The sequence below is a fragment of the Solidesulfovibrio magneticus RS-1 genome, assembly GCF_000010665.1.
Taxonomy (GTDB): Bacteria; Desulfobacterota; Desulfovibrionia; order Desulfovibrionales; family Desulfovibrionaceae; genus Solidesulfovibrio; species Solidesulfovibrio magneticus.
On the sequence record NC_012796.1, the window covers coordinates 395,989 to 413,112 of the forward strand.

The 17,124-nt window shown below is 64.8% G+C and carries 13 protein-coding genes and 1 rRNA gene; 8 read left to right on the forward strand and 6 right to left on the reverse strand.

Going from position 1 to position 17,124, the window contains the following annotated elements; translation table 11 throughout:
* Positions 1–35: 35 nt before the first annotated feature.
* A 5S ribosomal RNA gene (rrf, locus tag DMR_RS01530) occupies positions 36–150 on the forward strand.
* 233 nt (positions 151–383) lie between these two features.
* On the opposite strand, the gene DMR_RS01535 is transcribed toward rrf, so the two are convergent.
* Positions 384–1,505: a DUF2235 domain-containing protein gene (locus tag DMR_RS01535; RefSeq protein ID WP_052278937.1), complete on the reverse strand. Its 1,122-nt coding sequence runs from the start codon at positions 1,503–1,505 to the stop codon at positions 384–386.
* 347 nt (positions 1,506–1,852) lie between these two features.
* Between DMR_RS01535 and DMR_RS01540 the strand changes: the two genes are divergently transcribed.
* The 5 genes from DMR_RS01540 (at position 1,853) to DMR_RS01560 (ending at position 11,085) form a co-directional block, all read left to right on the forward strand.
* Positions 1,853–2,770 carry a hypothetical protein gene (locus DMR_RS01540; RefSeq protein WP_043599836.1) on the forward strand — a complete coding sequence of 306 codons (918 nt, stop codon included), beginning with the start codon at positions 1,853–1,855 and terminating at the stop codon, positions 2,768–2,770.
* A 252-nt stretch (positions 2,771–3,022) separates the two neighbouring features.
* Positions 3,023–6,079 (forward strand): PAS domain S-box protein, encoded by a 3,057-nt coding sequence (locus tag DMR_RS01545; RefSeq protein WP_148208336.1) that lies wholly within the window; start codon positions 3,023–3,025, stop codon positions 6,077–6,079.
* Between the two features lie 83 nt (positions 6,080–6,162).
* Positions 6,163–7,425 carry a branched-chain amino acid ABC transporter substrate-binding protein gene (locus DMR_RS01550; RefSeq protein WP_012749921.1) on the forward strand — a complete coding sequence of 421 codons (1,263 nt, stop codon included), beginning with the start codon at positions 6,163–6,165 and terminating at the stop codon, positions 7,423–7,425.
* A 9-nt stretch (positions 7,426–7,434) separates the two neighbouring features.
* Positions 7,435–9,147, forward strand: coding sequence for a GGDEF domain-containing protein (locus tag DMR_RS01555; RefSeq protein WP_012749922.1), 1,713 nt, complete (start codon positions 7,435–7,437; stop codon positions 9,145–9,147).
* 114 nt (positions 9,148–9,261) lie between these two features.
* A complete protein-coding gene (locus DMR_RS01560; protein WP_012749923.1) occupies positions 9,262–11,085 on the forward strand; it encodes an ABC-F family ATP-binding cassette domain-containing protein in 1,824 nt (607 codons plus the stop codon).
* A gap of 95 nt (positions 11,086–11,180) precedes the next feature.
* Here the strand turns inward: DMR_RS01560 and DMR_RS01565 are convergent, their stop codons facing one another.
* Positions 11,181–11,705, reverse strand: a complete 525-nt coding sequence (locus DMR_RS01565) for a class IV adenylate cyclase (RefSeq protein WP_012749924.1) — start codon at positions 11,703–11,705, stop codon at positions 11,181–11,183.
* A gap of 161 nt (positions 11,706–11,866) precedes the next feature.
* On the opposite strand from DMR_RS01565, the gene DMR_RS01570 reads away from it, so the two are divergent.
* Entirely contained in the window at positions 11,867–12,310 is a 444-nt protein-coding gene (locus DMR_RS01570; RefSeq protein ID WP_012749925.1) for a flavodoxin, read from the forward strand.
* A gap of 302 nt (positions 12,311–12,612) precedes the next feature.
* Positions 12,613–12,954, forward strand: coding sequence for a tetratricopeptide repeat protein (locus DMR_RS01575; protein ID WP_232502861.1), 342 nt, complete (start codon positions 12,613–12,615; stop codon positions 12,952–12,954).
* Between the two features lie 209 nt (positions 12,955–13,163).
* On the opposite strand, the gene DMR_RS01580 is transcribed toward DMR_RS01575, so the two are convergent.
* From DMR_RS01580 to DMR_RS01595, 4 genes are all read right to left on the reverse strand, one after another.
* Positions 13,164–14,342, reverse strand: coding sequence for a SpoIIE family protein phosphatase (locus DMR_RS01580; protein WP_012749927.1), 1,179 nt, complete (start codon positions 14,340–14,342; stop codon positions 13,164–13,166).
* A complete protein-coding gene (locus DMR_RS01585) occupies positions 14,339–16,090 on the reverse strand; it encodes a [Fe-Fe] hydrogenase large subunit C-terminal domain-containing protein (RefSeq protein WP_012749928.1) in 1,752 nt (583 codons plus the stop codon). The genes DMR_RS01580 and DMR_RS01585 overlap by 4 nt, the downstream gene beginning before the upstream one ends.
* A gap of 92 nt (positions 16,091–16,182) precedes the next feature.
* Entirely contained in the window at positions 16,183–16,425 is a 243-nt protein-coding gene (locus DMR_RS01590) for a (2Fe-2S) ferredoxin domain-containing protein (protein ID WP_012749929.1), read from the reverse strand.
* Positions 16,426–16,643: 218 nt separating this feature from the next.
* Positions 16,644–17,024 (reverse strand): RidA family protein, encoded by a 381-nt coding sequence (locus DMR_RS01595; protein ID WP_012749930.1) that lies wholly within the window; start codon positions 17,022–17,024, stop codon positions 16,644–16,646.
* Positions 17,025–17,124: the final 100 nt, after the last annotated feature.

Sequence of the window (17,124 nt, forward strand, 5' to 3'; positions counted from 1 at the left end):
ACAATCCCATCCCTTATTTTAACTTATATATTTGTCCTGGTGGTCATAGAGGAGGGGGTACACCCGACCCCATTCCGAACTCGGAAGTTAAGCCCTCTTTCGCCGATGATACTGCATATTCTTGTGTGGGAAAGTAGGTCGCCGCCAGGGCTACTTTTCAAAAGCCCCCGAATCGAAAGATTCGGGGGCTTTTTTATGGTTTCTGGGCCGGAGGTTCGGGTTCCGGCCCTGTGGTTTGGGATCGGATGCCCGGAAGCCAAGCCACCTCCGTGCGGCGCATCCGGGGGGCCGCTTGTTGCAGTTGACTCCGCTCGTCTGCAGCCTTGTTATATGTTCCTTGATCCTGAAAACAAGCTGCGCGTGACGCGTGTCTGGTTCCCCTTCTACGTGTAGATTGCGGAAGTTCCGGACGGCAAAAGCACCACGGTCTTGCCCTTTCGCTGCACACGACTCGGCGCTTCCAGCAGCACTCCTGGGGGGAAAACACGCCGCGAGTGGCCCAGCTTTTGCCAAATGCCTTCGGTCCAGGGTTGATGGGAAGGGCCAAGCGGGTTGGCCGGGTGCAGTCCCCAGATTTGACGGCAGGCAGGGGCGAAAGCTACTCCGAGTCCAGCAAGTTCGTTAAGCATCCACTCCAGAGCGATGTTGGACAAATCGCTTTCCAGATTCGTCGTGTTGTAGCCGCCGCCCACATCGGCATGGGCTCCGGCAAAGAGCATTTGCGTGATCCCGTCGCGCGGTTCCCACAGCGTCGGGCTGAAATCCGTCCGTTCCTCGTCCGCGGCCACGGCATGGATGCCGTGTTTGACTGTCGGGCTGAGCTTGCAGTCAGCAAACTGAAAATAGTTGTAACGCTTGTCCTTGTCTTGGATATACAGCGGAATGCCGTGGGCTCCCACCGTATCCCACACCGCCACGGCCTCTATGGGAACGGAGCCCTTGCCGGTGGTTTTGACGCCCTGGAACAAGGTGAATATCGAAGGGAACCAATCAAAGATATCTTTGATCCCGTCCCCCTTGGCCTGTTTGCGGTACTGATGCCAAGCGCCGACAGCAGCCACGTAGGCCTCCATCTTATCCGAAAGATCAACCTTGGTGGCGTCGAGAAGGCCGCAGGCGGCGATGAATCCGGCCAAGGCCCGCACGGTATAGGCTCCGCGACTGAAACCGACCAGAACGATCTCGTCTCCTTTGTTGTAGTTTCTGGATAAGAACGTGTAGCCGCGAATGATTCTGGCCGTGATGCCGGAACCAAATGCGCCGCCCAGGGCTTTGACAAGCGGGTTGTTGGAATCCCCCACCCCATGGAGGTACTTGGCCAAGGTACGGGTGTTGGCGTCAAACCGTTCCTGCTCGTTCTGTAGTCTTAAGGACGCGTCGGCATTATTTCCAGGGAGACAACAAAAGAGTTTGAAAACATTCGTGGCGTCAGGAAGGTTATCGCCGTCGGTGTCGCCATTGGGGCCGTTCCAGGTTCCATCGGCGCAAAAAATGAGTGTTTTCATTTGATCTCCTTTCATGCAACGTTCAGGGGCTTTTGATGAGCTATATGTTGACTAGTTTTTGCGTACGAGCTTGTCAATAAAAATAAAACACTTTCGCTGTAATGATTCCTTCAGCATCTCATGGCGCTTAATGCGGAGTGACGATTCCGGCGTAATCCCTCAGCGTTAAGTCATGTATCGTGTTCTATGGCAGTGTTGGCCCTGCGCTTGATCAGGTGGGCCTGATTGGCCGTGATGACGGTTTGCTTTTTCGCTGGCTCGCAGGCAAAAGAGCGTGTGGGCCTGGGCTGAAATCGCGGCCAATGGCGCACCACCTGCCAAACGCCTCAAGGGGAACCGTCTTTACCATGCAAACCCGATGCGCTTTCGTCTTTGCCACCGACGCCAACTATTTTTTTCTGGCCAAGGGGTTGGTGCTGTCCATCGAGGAACGGATGCGGTCGCTGTTTGATTGCTTCGTCGTCGATATCGGCCTTGACGACGCGGCCAGGGCCTGGTTTGCCGCCCACGGCGTCGGGGTTGTGCGTTTCGACCGCAAACGCCATGTTTACTTCCTGCCGGAAGAACATTTGCCGCCTTATGCAGACGCTCAGCTGTGTCGGCCATTTCTGCGTGAAATGCTGTCGGGCTACGACATCTACCTTTGGTGCGACGCCGATTTCTGGTTCCAGTCCTGCGACGGTATGGCGCTTTTCGCCGAACTGGCGCTACGTCATCAGGAGCAGGCCGTCTTATGCCCGGAGCATCATTATGGGCTCGCTTTCACGCGCAATCAAAAAAGCGCCGTGGACGCTGCCCGGTTGTGGTATGGCGAGATTTTCGACGAGGGCGTGGCCGAAGCGTTTTGCCATCTGCCGGTGCTCAACAGCGGGTTCATGGCCCTGCACCGCGCTTCCCCGGTCTGGGCGCTGTGGGCCAAGGAGATCCAGCGCGGCTACCGGAAGAAAAAACGCTATGCCTTCACCTGGCATGTCACGGAGCAGATGGCGCTCAATTACGTGGTGTATTCCCACCACCTGTTCGTGCCCGTTGACCCGATCTACAATTATCCCTGCGCGGCGGCGGCGGTGGGGCATCGGGAAGACGGCAAAGTCATCGTGACCTATCCGCCCTACAGTCTGCTACGCGGCGTGCATTTACTGTCGTTTCAGCGTTATGCGCAGTCCTATTTCGACGGCCGGTTTCTGTATCGACACGGGGCGTATCTGGAACCGGAAGAACTGGCCGACGTCAGGCGTCGATTTGAGAAGGCCGACAGGCCCTGACAGGCCAAGTGCCCGACTATCCGACAGGAACCCTTGCTCCAAGGCTCTGGACACTGTAGAAGGTCCTAAAGACCCTAGCACCCATGGAGCGTATGCTAAAAAGCGGCGTCGCTGGCTCGTGTTTGCGCTCAAGGTTGGGTCTTGGCTCCGGGGCGCCGACTCTGGGCTTTGGGGAAGCTCCCCGGGCCGGTGCTTGGGCTCGAGCGTCTAGGAGACCGCCGTTACGCCACCAGGGAACCGAAGGGGCCATCCATGCTGCGCTTGCCGGGTTCTATTCGTTTGAACCTGATATTGGTGGTCCTTGGCGGCGTGCTTCCGGTGCTGGGCGTGGTGCTGGGATCGGGCTGGGAACGGCGCGAACATGAGATTGTCCACGTCGGCCAGACCACCATGCGTCTGGCCCAGTATTACGCTCATCAGCAAGCCAGCGAAACGGCTCGCCTGCGGGCCGTCCTGGCCGGCCTGGCCGCCGAACCGGCGGTGCGTGAAAAAAACATTCCTGCCTGTACCGCGCTGTTTCGCGACGTCCTGGTCGGCAATCCCAACTGCGTCAATTTCGCTCTCATGGACGCTGATGGTGAGGCTCTGGCCTCGGCCCTGCCCTTTACCAGGCAAAATCTGGCTGAGCGGCCCGAATTCCGCCAGGCCAAGGCCACGGGACGATTTTCCGTGGGCGAGTATGCCATAGGCAAGGTCAGCGGCGTCCAGGTGCTGCCTTTTGCCTATCCCGTTTACGGCGCCTCAGGCGAACTCTCGGGGGTGCTCATCGTCACGGTCCGGTTGCAGGACATCGCCACGGTTTTCGATCAATCCATGATGCCAGCCGGTTCCTTTGTCGGGTTGACCGATCGCGAGGGCCGGCGCCTGTATCGCCATCCGCCGTCCGCGCAAGCCCCAGTGGGCAAGCCTATCGCCCGTGATGTCTGGGACCGCATTCGGGCAGACAATGGCCAGGCGGTTTTCTCCGCTGTCGCCACCGATGGCGTCCGGCGCATATTCGCCGCCCACAGCGTGGCCTTGTCCGAGCAGGAACAACCCTATCTCTCGATTCTCGTGAGCATCCCGGAATCTATCGCCTTTGAGGCGGCCGACGCCGTCACCGGCCTCTGGCTGGGCTGGGCCGGCGCGTCCCTGCTCTTGGCTACGGCCCTGGCCTGGATCGTCGGCCGTTTTGGCATCCACGATCCTCTGGTGCGCATTGTCGAGACGGCCCAACGTCTTGGCGGCGGCGATCTCACCGCCCGGTCGGGCCTGACCGGGGGCCGGGGAACCCTCGGTCGGCTGGCCCAGGCCATGGACCGCATGGCCCAAAACTTGGAAGAAGACCGAGCCGAACTGGTGGCGGCCCGGGACGCCCTGGCCCGGGAGGCCCTGCGGCGGCAGACGCTCATGGACTCCAGCGACGACGGCATCGTGGTCATCGACAGCGAACATCGGATCGTCGAGGCCAACCGGCGGTTTGCCGAGATGCTGGGCTACGAGCAGGACGCGGTGGTGGGCATGTTGACCTGGGACTACGAGGCTGACTGGGACGAGGCGGCCATTCGCAGCAGTTTCAACAATCCCTTGGCGGTCAGGACGGTTTTCGAATCCCATCATCGGCGCAAGGACGGCTCGGTTTTTCCGGTGGAGGTCAGCGTCAACGGCGTCGCCATCCAGGGCGAATTCTACTTTGTGTCCGTGGCGCGCGATATTACCGAACGCAAGGCCGTGGAACAGGCGCTGCGGGACAGCGAGGAACGCTACCGGGCGCTTTTCGAAAACTCCCTGGACGCCATTGCCTTGATTGAAGGAGCGCCGCTGCGGTTGCAGTGGGTTAATCCGGCTTTTTGCAAGTTGTTCGGGCTTTCGGCCGAAGACGCCTACGCCCTGTCGGCCGAAGAGCTCTGGAGTCTCGCCCATCCGGACGATCGCCGTTTGCTGCGGCCGCGCCTGGAAGATCGGCTGCGGCAGGGACTGGACCTTGGCCGGGAATGTTACCGGATCGTGTGCGGGGATGGCCGGACGCGCTGGGTCGAAATGACGGGGCGTCGGCTTGGCGGCGAAAGCGCATCGACGCACATGACCATCTATCACGACATTACCGAAGAACAGGAGCGGGCGGCCCTCCTGGCTGCGGCCAAGGATCAGGCCGAGGCCGCCAGCCGGGCCAAAAGCGAGTTTCTGGCCAACATGAGCCACGAAATCCGCACGCCGATCAACGGGATCGTGACCATCCTTCAGCTCATGGTCGCCTCGGGGCTGACCGAGGAGCAGGCCGACCAGGCCCGCATGGCCCTGGCCGCCAGCCGTCGCCTGACCAGGCTGTTGTCCGACATCCTGGACATCTCCCGGGTCGAGGCCGGCAAGATGGCCATTGTCCAGGCGCCGTTCCATTTGCGCCGAGCCATGATGGAAGTCCGCGAACTCCTGTTGCCGGCCGGCGATCCGCCGGGCGTCACCTGCACCGTTTCCATCGATGACGCCGTCCCGGAAATCGTCATCGGCGACGTTACGAGGTTCCAGCAGATTTTAACCAACCTGCTCGGCAATGCGCTGAAGTTCACCGCCAGCGGAACGGTGTCCGTCACGGCCGTGGCCCAGCCGGATGCCTCGGCCGGCCATCCCCAGGTGCTGTTTTCGGTGGCCGACAGCGGCGTGGGCATCCCCAAGGACAAGCTCGACAGTCTCTTTGCGCCGTTTACGCAGGTCGATCAGGGCTATCGCCGCGACTACCAGGGCGCGGGCCTGGGGTTGGCCATCTGCAAACGTCTGGTCGGACTCATGGGCGGTTCCATCGGCATCGAGAGCGAGCCGGGCCAGGGCGTGGTCGTCCATTTCAACCTGACGTTTGGCCTGCCTTCCGACGTGTTGCCGCAACCGGCCGCCCTGCGTCCACGGGCAACGGTTACCGACCGCCTCAACCTCTTGCTGGTCGAGGACGAGGCTCTGGCCCGCCTGGCCATTCAAGGTATGCTGCGCCGGGAGGGCCACGACGTCCGTACGGTGGAAAACGGCCGCGAAGCCTTGACGTTGCTCGCCCGGGAGCCGTTTGCCCTCGTGCTCATGGATGTCCAGATGCCGGCCATGGACGGCCTGGAGGCGACGCGGCGCATCCGGTCCGGCGAGGCCGGCCTCGCAGCGGCGCGAACCCCTATCGTCGCCATGACGGCCTACGCCATGCAGGGGGACAAGGAACGCTTCCTGGCCGCGGGCATGGACGGCTACGTGACCAAGCCCGTGGAACTCGGCGAACTGCTGGCCGTCATCGATCAGGTGCTGTCGCACCGGGAGCGCAGCGGGACAGCCCCCGGCGCGGCCGAAAAATGATTGGTCTTTTCGGATGAAGCGTATAGACAAATAGTTGGAAATGCATGGCGCGGCTGGGAGGCCGGGCATGGGGAGTGGAGCTCATGGTGCGATGGCTGGGACTTGGGGCGGTGCTGGTGGTGGCGGCATTGGCCGGAGCGGGCGTCTGGTGGGGATTGTCCAACGGCAAGCCCAAACCCTGCCTTGATCCCCTGGGCTGCGTGGAAATCGCGCCCGGCGGGGCCATTCGCCTGGGCGTCATCCAGGCCTTGACCGGCAAGGTCGCGCCCATCGGCCAGGACCAGTTGCGCGGCCTGGAACTGGCCCTGGACCGCAAGGGCGGCCGACTGCTCGACCATCCCGTGGAACTGGTCATTGAGGACACCGGCTGCCGCCAGGAGGGCGGGGCCAACGCGGCCCTGCGTATCGTCTCCGACCCTTCGGTGGTGGCGATTTTCGGCACCACCTGCTCCGGCGACGCCGCCGCCGCCGCCCAGGTCATGACCGAGGCCGGCCTGTCCATGATCTCCGGCAACAACAGCGCTCCCTTCCTCACCTCCGTCGGCGGCAAGCGCGGCCCCAAATGGCAGCCCGGCTATTTCCGCACGTCGTCCAATGAAGAGCATTCCGGCCCGGCCGCCGCTCGTTACGCCTACGAGGGCCTGGGCGTGCGCGCCGTGGCCATGGTCCATGACGGCGACATCTACACCCGGGGCCTGGCCGAGGGATTTCGGGCCGAGTTCGAACGCCTGGGCGGCCGCACCGTGCTGTTCGCGGCTGTGGACAAAGGCGACGCCAACATGCGCCCGCTTCTTGAGGCCGTGGCCGCCTCCAAGGCCGAATTGCTCTTTTTCCCGCTCTTCCAGCCCGAGGGCAACCACGTGCTGCTCACTGCCCGGGCCATGCCCGAACTGGTCGGCGTCAAGCTCATGAGCGACGGCGCGCTCATTGAAAAAAGCTTTATCGAGGCCGTCGGCGAAGCGTCCAAGGGCATGTATTTCGTCGGCCCCACCCCGCCGGCCCCCGGGCCGGCCCTGGACGCCCTGCGCACCCAGTACCAGGCCAAGTATCGGGCCACGCCGGCCACGGACTACTACGCCAGCGCCTTTGACGCCGCCGGCATCCTGTTCGCCGCCATAACCAAGGCGGCCGTGCCCGGCAAGGACGGCTCCCTGGTCATCGGCCGCCAGGCCCTGCGCGACGCCCTGGCCGCCACCGCCGACTATCCGGGGCTGGGCGGAAAACTCCGTTGCGACGGCTTTGGCGACTGCGCCATCCCGCGCTTCAACGTGCTGCGCATGGACGATCCCGCCCAGGGCGTGGCCGGACTGACCGCCAACGTGGTCTTCACGTACTCCCCTCGTTAGGGCTCCGGCATGTCGTTTCGCGCATTGTGGGACAATCAGGGCATCACGACCAAGCTGCGGCTGTCGTTTGCCGTGCTGTTCGCCATTTTCCTCATGGGCGTCGGGGCCGGCTTTGTGGGGCTGGCCGTGGTGCGGGGAGCCGAGGCCGACATCGTGGCCAACCTGGAGCTGCGAAACGGCGTTTTGGAGATGGAAAGCCAGCTTGAACGCGCCCGCCGGCTGTACCGGGATTTTCTGCTCCAGGTGCCTCTCGTCGGCTTCGCCCAGGCCCAGGAGCGCTACGGACAACCGGCCCTGGCCGCCGCAGCCCGGGTCATTGCCTTAAGCGAAAACCTCCGCCGGGCCATGGCCGCCATGCCCGACGGCAGCGACATGGCCAAGCGCAAGATCGACATGCGCTTTTTCACGTCCACGGCCAAGCGCTTCTCCCAGACGCTGTTAAGCGAAAATGAACTGGTCATCCTGGTGGCCGATCCCGAGACCGGCCTCGACGTCCAGATGAACGCCGCCGTGCGCCAGCTCGGCGTGAGCCTGAAGGGTTGGGACGAACTGGCTTTTGCCGTTCGCGAAATCAGCGTCCTCATCCAGCAGTATCAGCTGTCCCGGCAGCGGCCGGTCATGCAGACGGCGGTCAACAAGGTCGAGGCCCTGCGCCGGCTCATCGCGGCCACGCCAGGGCTGGAGACCGCCCGCAAGACCGAGGCCCTGCGGCTGTGCGACACCTTTGACAAGGTCGCCGCCAGGCTCATGGACACGGCTGTGTCCATGAGCGCCAACGCCAACGATTTTGCCCTTCAGGCCCGGGCCGTGGACCCCATTGCCGAGGATCTGCGCCGCATCACCGCTGTGGAAGTGGAGCGGGCCAAGGGGCGCATCGGCTGGGCCACCAGATTGGCCGGCGGCATTGTGCTGTTTTCGGCGCTGCTCGGCCTTGGCTGCATCTTCTGGGTCGCGCGGCTGCTTCACCGGGCCGTGACCAACCGCATCGTGGAACTCACGCGCTATGCCGGCAACGTCCGCGACGGCCACTTCGGCGGGGCCATCGACATGGCCGGTTCCGACGAAATCGGCCTGCTTGCCCGGGCCCTGGCCGACATGAACGGCCGGATCCACGATCTGGTCGGCGGCCTGGAAGACAAGGTGCGCCAGCGCACCCTGGAACTCGACGCCAAGAATCGCGAACTCGACGCCAAAAACCAGGCCCTGGCCGTCCTGTCCCTGACCGACCGCCTGACCGGCCTGTGCAATCGCCGCCGCCTTGATCAGGTCCTGTCCGGCGAATGGCGGCGCGCCCATCGCTACGGCACACCCTTTTCCGTCATCATGATCGATCTCGACAACTTCAAGGACGTCAACGACACCTTCGGCCACGCCGTGGGCGACGCGGTCCTTTTGCGCGTGGCCGACATCCTGCTGGCCGTGGTGCGCGAAACCGACGTTGTCGGCCGCTTTGGCGGCGAAGAATTCCTGTTGGTGTGCCCGGAAACCACCGTGGAAGACGCCCGGGTTCTGGCCGAGGCCCTGCGCCGGGAACTCCAGGACACCGATTTTCCCATCGTCGGGCGCATCACCGCCAGCTTCGGCCTGGCCGACTACGAGGCCGATCCCGGGCCGGCCGCCCTGGTGGCCCGGGCCGACAAGGCCCTGTATCGGGCCAAACAGAGCGGCCGCAATCAGGTCATCGTGGCCCCGACCACCGCCGCCGTCAGCCGGACCCAGTAGCCGGGCCGCCCCGCCCCGCCGCGCGCAGGCCCGGCGAGCGGCAACCTTCCGGCATCGTCCATCCTTCGTCGCGCCGTTTGACGCCCTGCCCGGCATTGTCTACCTAAAGCGGCCATGAGCGTTTGCACCATCAATCTTCGCGGCATTTCCAAGGCCTTTGGCGTGCGCCAGCTGTTTTCCGGCATCTCCATGGCCGTGGCCGAGCGGGAGCGGGTGGGCCTGGTCGGCCCCAACGGCTCGGGCAAGTCCACGCTGCTCAAAATCATGGCCGGTCTGGCCGGGGCCGACAGCGGCGAGCGCACCTTGCGCCAGGGGGCGCGCCTAGCTTACGTGGCCCAGCACGACACCTTCGAACCGGGCGACACCGTGGAAGGCGTGCTGTCCCGGGCCGTGGAGGCCGCCTTCGGCCGGGCCGAGGCCGTCTCCGGCGGCCGGGTCGCGGCCCTGGCCGGCCGCATGGGCTTCACCGACCCTGCCGCCCTGGTCGAGTCGTTTTCCGGCGGCTGGCGCAAGCGCCTGTCCATCGCCAGGGGCCTGGCCGGCGAACCCGACGTGCTGCTCTTGGACGAGCCCACCAACCACCTGGACCTGCGCTCCATCCTTTGGCTCGAACAGTTTCTCTCCGGCGCGCCCTTCGCCTTCGTGGTGGTCAGCCACGACCGGTTTTTCCTGGAAAACGTCTGCACCCGCACCGTGGAGCTCTCCAGCGCCTATCCCGACGGCGTGTTGTCCGTGGACGGCCCCTACAGCGCCCTGGTCGAGGCCCGCGAGGCCTTCATGGAGAGCCAGGGGGCCTTGGAACGGTCGCTGGCCAACAAGCTGCGCCGCGAGGTGGAATGGCTGCGGCGCGGCCCCAAGGCCCGGGCCACCAAGGCCAAAGCCCGCATCGACGCGGCCGGGGTCCTCAAGGAGAATCTGGCCGCCACCCAGGCCCGCAACCGGGCCGCCCTGCGGGCCGGCATCGATTTCAGCGCCACCGGCCGCCAGACCAAACGTCTGCTCGTGGCCGAAAACCTCGCCCGCAGCCTGGGCGGCCGGGAACTCTTCGCCGACCTCGACCTCGTGCTCTCCCCGGGTACGCGCCTGGGGCTGGTCGGCCCCAACGGCTCGGGCAAGTCCGCCTTGCTGCGGCTGCTGGCCGGCGAGGACAAGCCCGACGCCGGCCGGGTGTCCACCGCGCCGGGCCTGTCCGTGGTCGCCTTTGACCAGAAGCGCGAACAGCTCGACAAGGACCAGACCCTGCGCCGCGCTTTCACCCCCGACGCCGACAGCGTCATCTACCGGGGCCAGCCCGTCCACCTGGTCACCTGGGCCAAGCGCTTCGCCCTGCGCCCGGAACAGCTCGACCTGCCCGTGGGCCTGCTGTCCGGCGGCGAACAGGCCCGGGTGCTCATCGCCCGGCTCATGCTGCGCCAGGCCGACGTGCTGCTCCTGGACGAACCCACCAACGACCTCGACATCCCCACCCTGGAGATGCTGGAGGACAGCCTGATGGACTTCCCCGGCGCGGTGGTGCTCGTCAGCCACGACCGGTCGCTTATTGACCGGGTGTCCACGGCCATCGTCGGCCTGGACGGCCAGGGCGGCGTGGAAGTCTTCGCCGACTACGCCCAGTGGGAAGAAGAGTTCCTGGCCCGGGAGCGCGCCGAGGCCCGGGAAGCCAAGGCCCGCGAGGACCGGCCGGCCAAGGCCAAACCCAAGGCCGCGACACCGGCCAAGAAACTCAGCTTCAAGGAACAACGCGAATACGACGGCATGGAAGCGGCCATCCTCGAAACCGAGGAAGCCCTGGAAGCGGCCCGCGCCGCCCTGGCCGATCCGGCCGTGGCCTCCGACGGCGTTGAACTGGCCCGACGCCTGGAAGCCGTCCAGACCATGGAGGCCGAAGTGGCTCGGCTCTACGCCCGCTGGGAAGAACTGGCTGCCAAGATTGCGTAGGGGAGGAGGGAAGATGCCTCCGGCGGCCGGGGGGCTAAGCCCCCCGGACCCCCTGCCTGGGAGAAGTTTTAAAGGGGCGTGCCGGGGGTGATTGGTCAGGCGTTTGTTGGCGAGGCGGTCAGGAGATCGACGTAGGCTCCGGCGATAAGCGCCGTTTCGTCGATGCCCAGGGACGCCATGAGCCGGCGGGCTTCGGCCAGCCCCGACGCCTCGGCCTCGCCCTCGGCCAACACCACCTCCAGCTCCACAAAATCCCCCAGCCCCTCCACCCGGTCCAGATGCACCCGGGTGCGGCCGATCAAATACAAGGTGCGCTCCTTGCGCACCCGTCCAGCCGCGCCCAGGGCCTGCCCCAGCACCCGGCGCAGCTCCGCCGGCTCGTCCGTTCCCGCGATGTCGTACCACGAGGCCTTTGGGCCGCAAGCGTCCGGGCGCTGGTAGAAAATCAGTTCGCCACGCCCTGTGGCGAATTCCCGCAGCTTCAGCCGGCCCTTGGCGCACGGAAAAAACGTGTCGTCCTGGCGGATCAGCTCCGCCGGGCCGTCAGCAAGGGCGGCGGCCGCCGCCTCGACCCTCGTCCGATCCGTCAGCCGGGCCTTGATCTCGATGTTTCGGGCCATGTTTCCGTCCTCCCTTGGCGGTAACTATCCTGCCGCCCCTTGCCGGCTCAAGGGGGCTGTATAATGATATTGACACTGAAAATCATTTTCATTAAATACCGAGCAACACGAAACGGCTGCCCGCCCGGGCGGCCGGCAACGTCAACCGCACGGAGAGGGCCATGGGTAAAGCGCTGGTTCTGTTTGGGTCCACCACGGGCAATACCGAGTCGGTGGCCGAGTATGTGGCCGAAACCCTGAAAAGCGAAGGTCTGGCGGTGGATCTCAAAAACGCCGCCGACGTGACTGCCGAAGGGTTGGCCGAAGGCTACGACCTCGTGCTGTTTGGCTGCTCCACCTGGGGCGATGACGAGATCGAGCTGCAGGAAAATTTCGTGCCCATCTATGACGAGCTGGAAAAAGCCCGGCTCGACGGGCGCAAGGTGGCGGTTTTCGGTTGCGGCGACTCCAGCTACACGCACTTTTGCGGAGCCGTGGACGCCATAGCCGAAAAAGCCGAGCAGTGCGGGGCCAAGGTCGTGGGCATGGCGCTGAAGATCGACGGCGACCCGGACAAGGCCGAAGCCGTGTCCTGGGCCAAGGACGTCGTGCAAAGCGCGGCTTAGTGTCTCGCGGTAAAAAAATACGACAGTATTTTTTTAGACCATTTATGGTTCCAGTTAGTTGTTCGTGACACGAGGAAGAGAAGAGTGCCTCCGGCGGCTGGGGGCCTGAGGCCCCCAGCCCCCCCGCCTGGGAAAAGGGGTTGAGGGGGCAGCGAGTGAACAAGGGCAGTTTGTCGCCGGGTCGCGGCCCGAGCAAACGACGCCTTCACGGCTTGGTCCGCCTGTCGGGGCGAAGCCGCATACGCCGCCCGATTCGTGGGCGGCAAAGGAGTGACATCATGGCTTGCGTAGGCGGAAAATGCATGTTGACGAGCCAGGTGCGGCGGCTTCGCGAGGCGGGTATGGACGCCATGGACGCCGGCAACCTGGAGCAGGCCGAGACCCTGTTGCGCCAGTCGGTGACCCTGGCCGAAAACGAGGCCGGCCTGGACGTGGTGACGGCCAACGCCTCCTACCGGCTGGCCCTGACCCTGCACAAGGCGGGACGCCATGACGAGGCGGCCGAAGAATTCGAAAAAGCGCTGGCTCTGGCCCGGGGACGGGCCGGTTGCGGCAGCAAGCTCTACCAGACGATCCTCGGGCATTTCGCCGCGGCCTTGCCGGCTCGGGCGACTCCCGACCTGGCGTGCGCCGTCGGGGAGTAACGTCTCCCTTCCGGCGCGGGGCCGCGTCCTGCCTGGCTCGGCGGTTTCCGGCGGGACGCGGCCCTTTTTCGCGGCCTTTGGCCGGTGATCACGGTCTCTTGTGCTGCCCGGCCGACACTCGCCCGAAAACCCCTTGAACTTTTCTCCATATGGGGGGTCTGGGGGCCTCAGGCCCCCAGCCGCCGGAGGCCTCCCCCTTTCCCCTTCGCCTAAAAAACGCTCATCCGTGTTTCTTTTAGATACTTCTCTTCCAGCACCTTGCAGATGCGCCGGATGATGTTGCGGCGGATTTCCAGGTCGATGGGCAGGTTGGGGTCCTGGTGGGCCTCGTTGATGCGCGCGCCCACGATGAATTCAATGGAGTCGCTGTCGAGCAGGATGTCGTAGAGCTGCACGGCCGGATTCTTTTCACGCGGCGCTTCGTCCTGTTCCAGGAGCCGGGCCACTCGGGTGAGCGTCAAGATGCCTTCGGTGACGAGGTCCACGCCGTCCATTTCGGCGGCCGGCGGGATGTCGCTGATCGCTCCGACTTGCAAGCTGTCGCGGATGGTGCGGCCGAGTTCCCGGGCCACGATGTTGGCCGTGGTGCCGCCGCAGATGATCTTGCGGCCGGGGAATTCGGCCAGCATCTGGGCGAACTCCCGGTCGCGGTGGGCGGCGTAGGGCGGGCCGGTGAGCACGATGGAGCGGCGTGGGCGTCGGAAGTAGATGACGGCGGCGGTCATGTCATCGTAGGCGCGCTGGAAGGGTTCCTGGCGCAGGGCCTGGGACAGGATCTTTTGGGACAGGTTGCGGGCCGAGATGGACGGGTCCTTGGCCACGACTTCTTCGACGAACTCCCGGCAGCCCTTGATGCGCCAGCCCAGGCGCATGCGTTCCGAGCCAAGGCCGGCCTGGGTTATGCCGTCGGAGGTGAAGATGAGCCGGTCGCCGGGCTGCATGTTCAGGTCGTAGACCCGGATGAGGCGATCATTGTAGCGCGGCGAGGAGACTTCCTCGAAGTCCAAAGGCAGGGCTTTGCCGGCGCGCAGGAGAATCACCGGCGGATTGTCCATCTCCACGACGCGGGTGGCCCCGTCGGGGTGGATGTCCACCACGGTGAAGGTGGCGTAGCTGATTTTGCGCACCTGGCACACGGGCAGGGCGTCCATGATGACTTCGGCGGCGCGCACCACGTCGGCATCGGTGGCCGTGTATTTGAGGGCCATGGTGGCGGTCATCAGCGACAGGATGCTGGCCTTGACGCCATGCCCCAGGCCGTCGGAGAGCACGGCGATGACCCGGCCCTCGTCCTGGACGCGCAGGGTCTTGAAGGCGTCGCCGCAGATGTCCTCGCCGAACCGGTTGCGCTGGGCGGCGTCCACCTCGATAAAGACTTCCTCGGTCACGGCCGCCGCCCCCGCATGTCCTTGTCGCCGATGGGCTTGGCCCCGCTGGAGAAGCCTTCGGCCAGGGAGCGCAACAGGATTTCCGTGTCGGCCATGTTTTCGCCCAGGCGGCAGGCGATTTCCTGCACGGTTTCGAGGTTTTTGCGGATGATCTCCCGGGCGCGGTTGGCGATCTCGTCGCGGCGCAGCTCCGAGCCGGTGACGTCAAACACGATGCCGCCGATGACGTTGCGCGGTTCGATGGTGAAGATGGTGACGCTGAAAACGCGGTCGTCGAAGCGCAGGGCGTCGCGGTGGATGTCGGTCTCGGTATCCAGCGACCGGCGAAACAGGCTGATGAAGGGCACGATCTTGTCCAGGGCCGCCCCTTCCATGCCTGGGCTAGCCTCGTAGGCCATGACCGTCTCCTCGCCGAAAAGCCGGGCGAAGTGCTCGTTGCACTCGATGATCTGCAGCTTGTTGTTGGCGATGACCACGCCGGCCGGGATGCAGCGCAGCAAGGCGTTGGCCTTTCGCATGGCCCGCTTTCGCAGGAAATGCACGCACATCGACGGTTCGGCCAGGCCTTCGAGCATGGCCCTGGCCAGCCCCCGGCAGGACTCGTGGCCGCAGCCGCCGCAGTTGACCTCGTCCTCGGGCGCGAACTTGCCGATAAGCCGCAGCACCCGGGTGTACTGGTCCTCGCTGTAGACGGGCAGGTCCACCGGCGAGGGGTTTTTGCGCTCGGCAATGGACACGGCCGGCTGGCGCACGGGCAGATCGTCGCCGGGCTGGGCGGCCCGGGCGAACACGTCGAGCTGGTCGAGAAGCCGGGGCCGGCGGCTGGACACGCAGGGTCCGCGCACGCAGCCGCCCACGCAGGCCAGCATTTCGATAAAGACCGGCCGGGGCAGCACATGGTTGTGGACGCCCTGCAAGGCCGATTCGATGGTGGGGATGCCCGAGAGCGTGGTGAAACAGACCTTGTCGTTGCCGGCATAGGCCTTGATGGTGTCGGACATGCCGCCTTCGACGGGATACAGCGCTCCTTCCTTGGCCGGGTGGGGCATGAAGCGGTCGGCCGGACCGGGGATGAGGTCTTCGGGGCGGATGTTTTCCTCGCGCAGCATGGCCTTGAGGTCGGTAAAGGTCATGGCCGCGTCGAGCAGGGCCGGGTGGTTGTCGGCCTCGGATTTCTTGGCCACGCAGGGTCCAAAAAAGACCACGCCGATGTCCGGGCCGTAGTTGCGACGCAGCATCCGGCAGTGGGAGAGAAGCGGCGAGAGCAGCGGGGTGAGGTTGGGCACAAGCTCGGGCATGTAGCCCCGGATGAAGTCCACGGCGGCCGGGCAGGCGGTGGATAACAGGAGCCTGGGGCCGCCCTGGGCCAGGATGCCGGCCACGGCGGCCGAGACTTCCTGAGCGCCCAGCGCCGTCTCGGAAACGCCGGAAAACCCGAGCTTGCGCAGGGCGGCGATCATGGCCTCGGGGGAGACGTCGGGAAATTCCGTCACCCAGGACGGGGCCAGGGAGACGTAGGCCAGCTTGTCCGAGCGCAAGAGCTTGTAGACGCCGAAAAGATCGCTGCGCACCTGCTTGGCCTGGGACGGGCAGGCGGCCACGCACTGACCGCAGGCGATGCACAGTTCGGGTACCACGGTGGCCCGGCCGTTTTCCACCTGGATGGCCTTGACCGGACATTGGCGCAGGCAGCGGTAGCAGTCCTGGCACTCGGCTTCGATGGTATAAATCGGATAATGGGAAAGCATGCCGTCTCCGTCGTAAGGGCCTGGGGTTGCGTTCTGGGTACGCCCGGACGGGCGGGATCGCAAGGCGGCGGGGGGCGTCGGCGCGGGCGGGATCAGCCGGCCAGATGGCGGCTTAAAAGTTCGAGGAGGCGTTCGCCATTGATGTCGCCGTAGAGCTGGCCGTCGATGCGGATGTTGGGGCCGCAGCGGCACTGGTCCTCGCAGCGCGAGCCGGTGAGCACCACGGATTCGCTGAGTCCGTGATCGGCCAGATACTGCTCGATCATGAGCAGATGCTTGCGGTTGCCCCTGGCAAAGCACGAGCTGCCCATGCAGATGACGATTTCATGTTTCATGGGCGCGGGCCTCGTTCGTCACTTTTTTCACAAATTACCCGCAAAAGTTGCGCTGATCAAGCACTATTCCCGCACAATGTTGCGAAAACGCCACGTTGCCCGTGGCTCTCACCGTTCCCGCACATATGGTGACGATTCCCTGCTCGGCAAGCCCCCTTTTTCCATTTGGGGGGTCCGGGGGCCTCAGGCCCCCGGCCGCCGGAGGCATCTTCCCTCTTCTAAATCACCGCCAGAGCTTCCACTTCCACCACAAAAGCGGCGTCCACGAGTTTGGACACTTCAACGATGGTGGTGGCCGGGCGGATGTCGCCGAAAACTTCGCCATGGGCCTTGGCCACGGCGTCGAAGTCGCCCATGTCGGCCATAAAAAGGCGTGTGCGCACGACGTTGGTCAGGTCGGCTCCGGCCTGGGCCAGGGCGTCGCGGATGATTTCCAGGGCGCGTTTGGTCTGGGCGTAGGCGCCTTCGGGGATGGTCCCGTCGGCGTTGGCCCCGACGGTGCCGGACACGTAGACGGTGTTGCCGGCGACCACGGCCCGGGAGTAGCCGAGCAGGGGTTCCCATTTGGAGCCGGAGGAAATGTTGCGGCGAGGGGTCATGGGCGATCTCCTTTGGGGAGCGCTCCTGGTGCGGAGCGCTTCCCGAAAGGAATAGCCGGTCGGGCGGACGGACGCAACCGTGGCCCGGAAAGGGAGGTGG

What these genes read in the sequence shown, in the direction of transcription:
- DMR_RS01565 (WP_012749924.1), bottom strand. Translation starts at nt 11,705, where the DNA reads ATGGCCCGAAACATCGAGATCAAGGCCCGGCTGACGGATCGGACGAGG.
- DMR_RS01550 (WP_012749921.1), top strand. Translation starts at nt 6,163, where the DNA reads ATGGTGCGATGGCTGGGACTTGGGGCGGTGCTGGTGGTGGCGGCATTG.
- DMR_RS01585 (WP_012749928.1), bottom strand. Translation starts at nt 16,090, where the DNA reads ATGCTTTCCCATTATCCGATTTATACCATCGAAGCCGAGTGCCAGGAC.
- DMR_RS01545 (WP_148208336.1), top strand. Translation starts at nt 3,023, where the DNA reads ATGCTGCGCTTGCCGGGTTCTATTCGTTTGAACCTGATATTGGTGGTC.
- DMR_RS01595 (WP_012749930.1), bottom strand. Translation starts at nt 17,024, where the DNA reads ATGACCCCTCGCCGCAACATTTCCTCCGGCTCCAAATGGGAACCCCTG.
- DMR_RS01540 (WP_043599836.1), top strand. Translation starts at nt 1,853, where the DNA reads ATGCAAACCCGATGCGCTTTCGTCTTTGCCACCGACGCCAACTATTTT.
- DMR_RS01590 (WP_012749929.1), bottom strand. Translation starts at nt 16,425, where the DNA reads ATGAAACATGAAATCGTCATCTGCATGGGCAGCTCGTGCTTTGCCAGG.
- DMR_RS01555 (WP_012749922.1), top strand. Translation starts at nt 7,435, where the DNA reads ATGTCGTTTCGCGCATTGTGGGACAATCAGGGCATCACGACCAAGCTG.
- DMR_RS01535 (WP_052278937.1), bottom strand. Translation starts at nt 1,505, where the DNA reads ATGAAAACACTCATTTTTTGCGCCGATGGAACCTGGAACGGCCCCAAT.
- DMR_RS01570 (WP_012749925.1), top strand. Translation starts at nt 11,867, where the DNA reads ATGGGTAAAGCGCTGGTTCTGTTTGGGTCCACCACGGGCAATACCGAG.
- DMR_RS01560 (WP_012749923.1), top strand. Translation starts at nt 9,262, where the DNA reads ATGAGCGTTTGCACCATCAATCTTCGCGGCATTTCCAAGGCCTTTGGC.
- DMR_RS01575 (WP_232502861.1), top strand. Translation starts at nt 12,613, where the DNA reads ATGTTGACGAGCCAGGTGCGGCGGCTTCGCGAGGCGGGTATGGACGCC.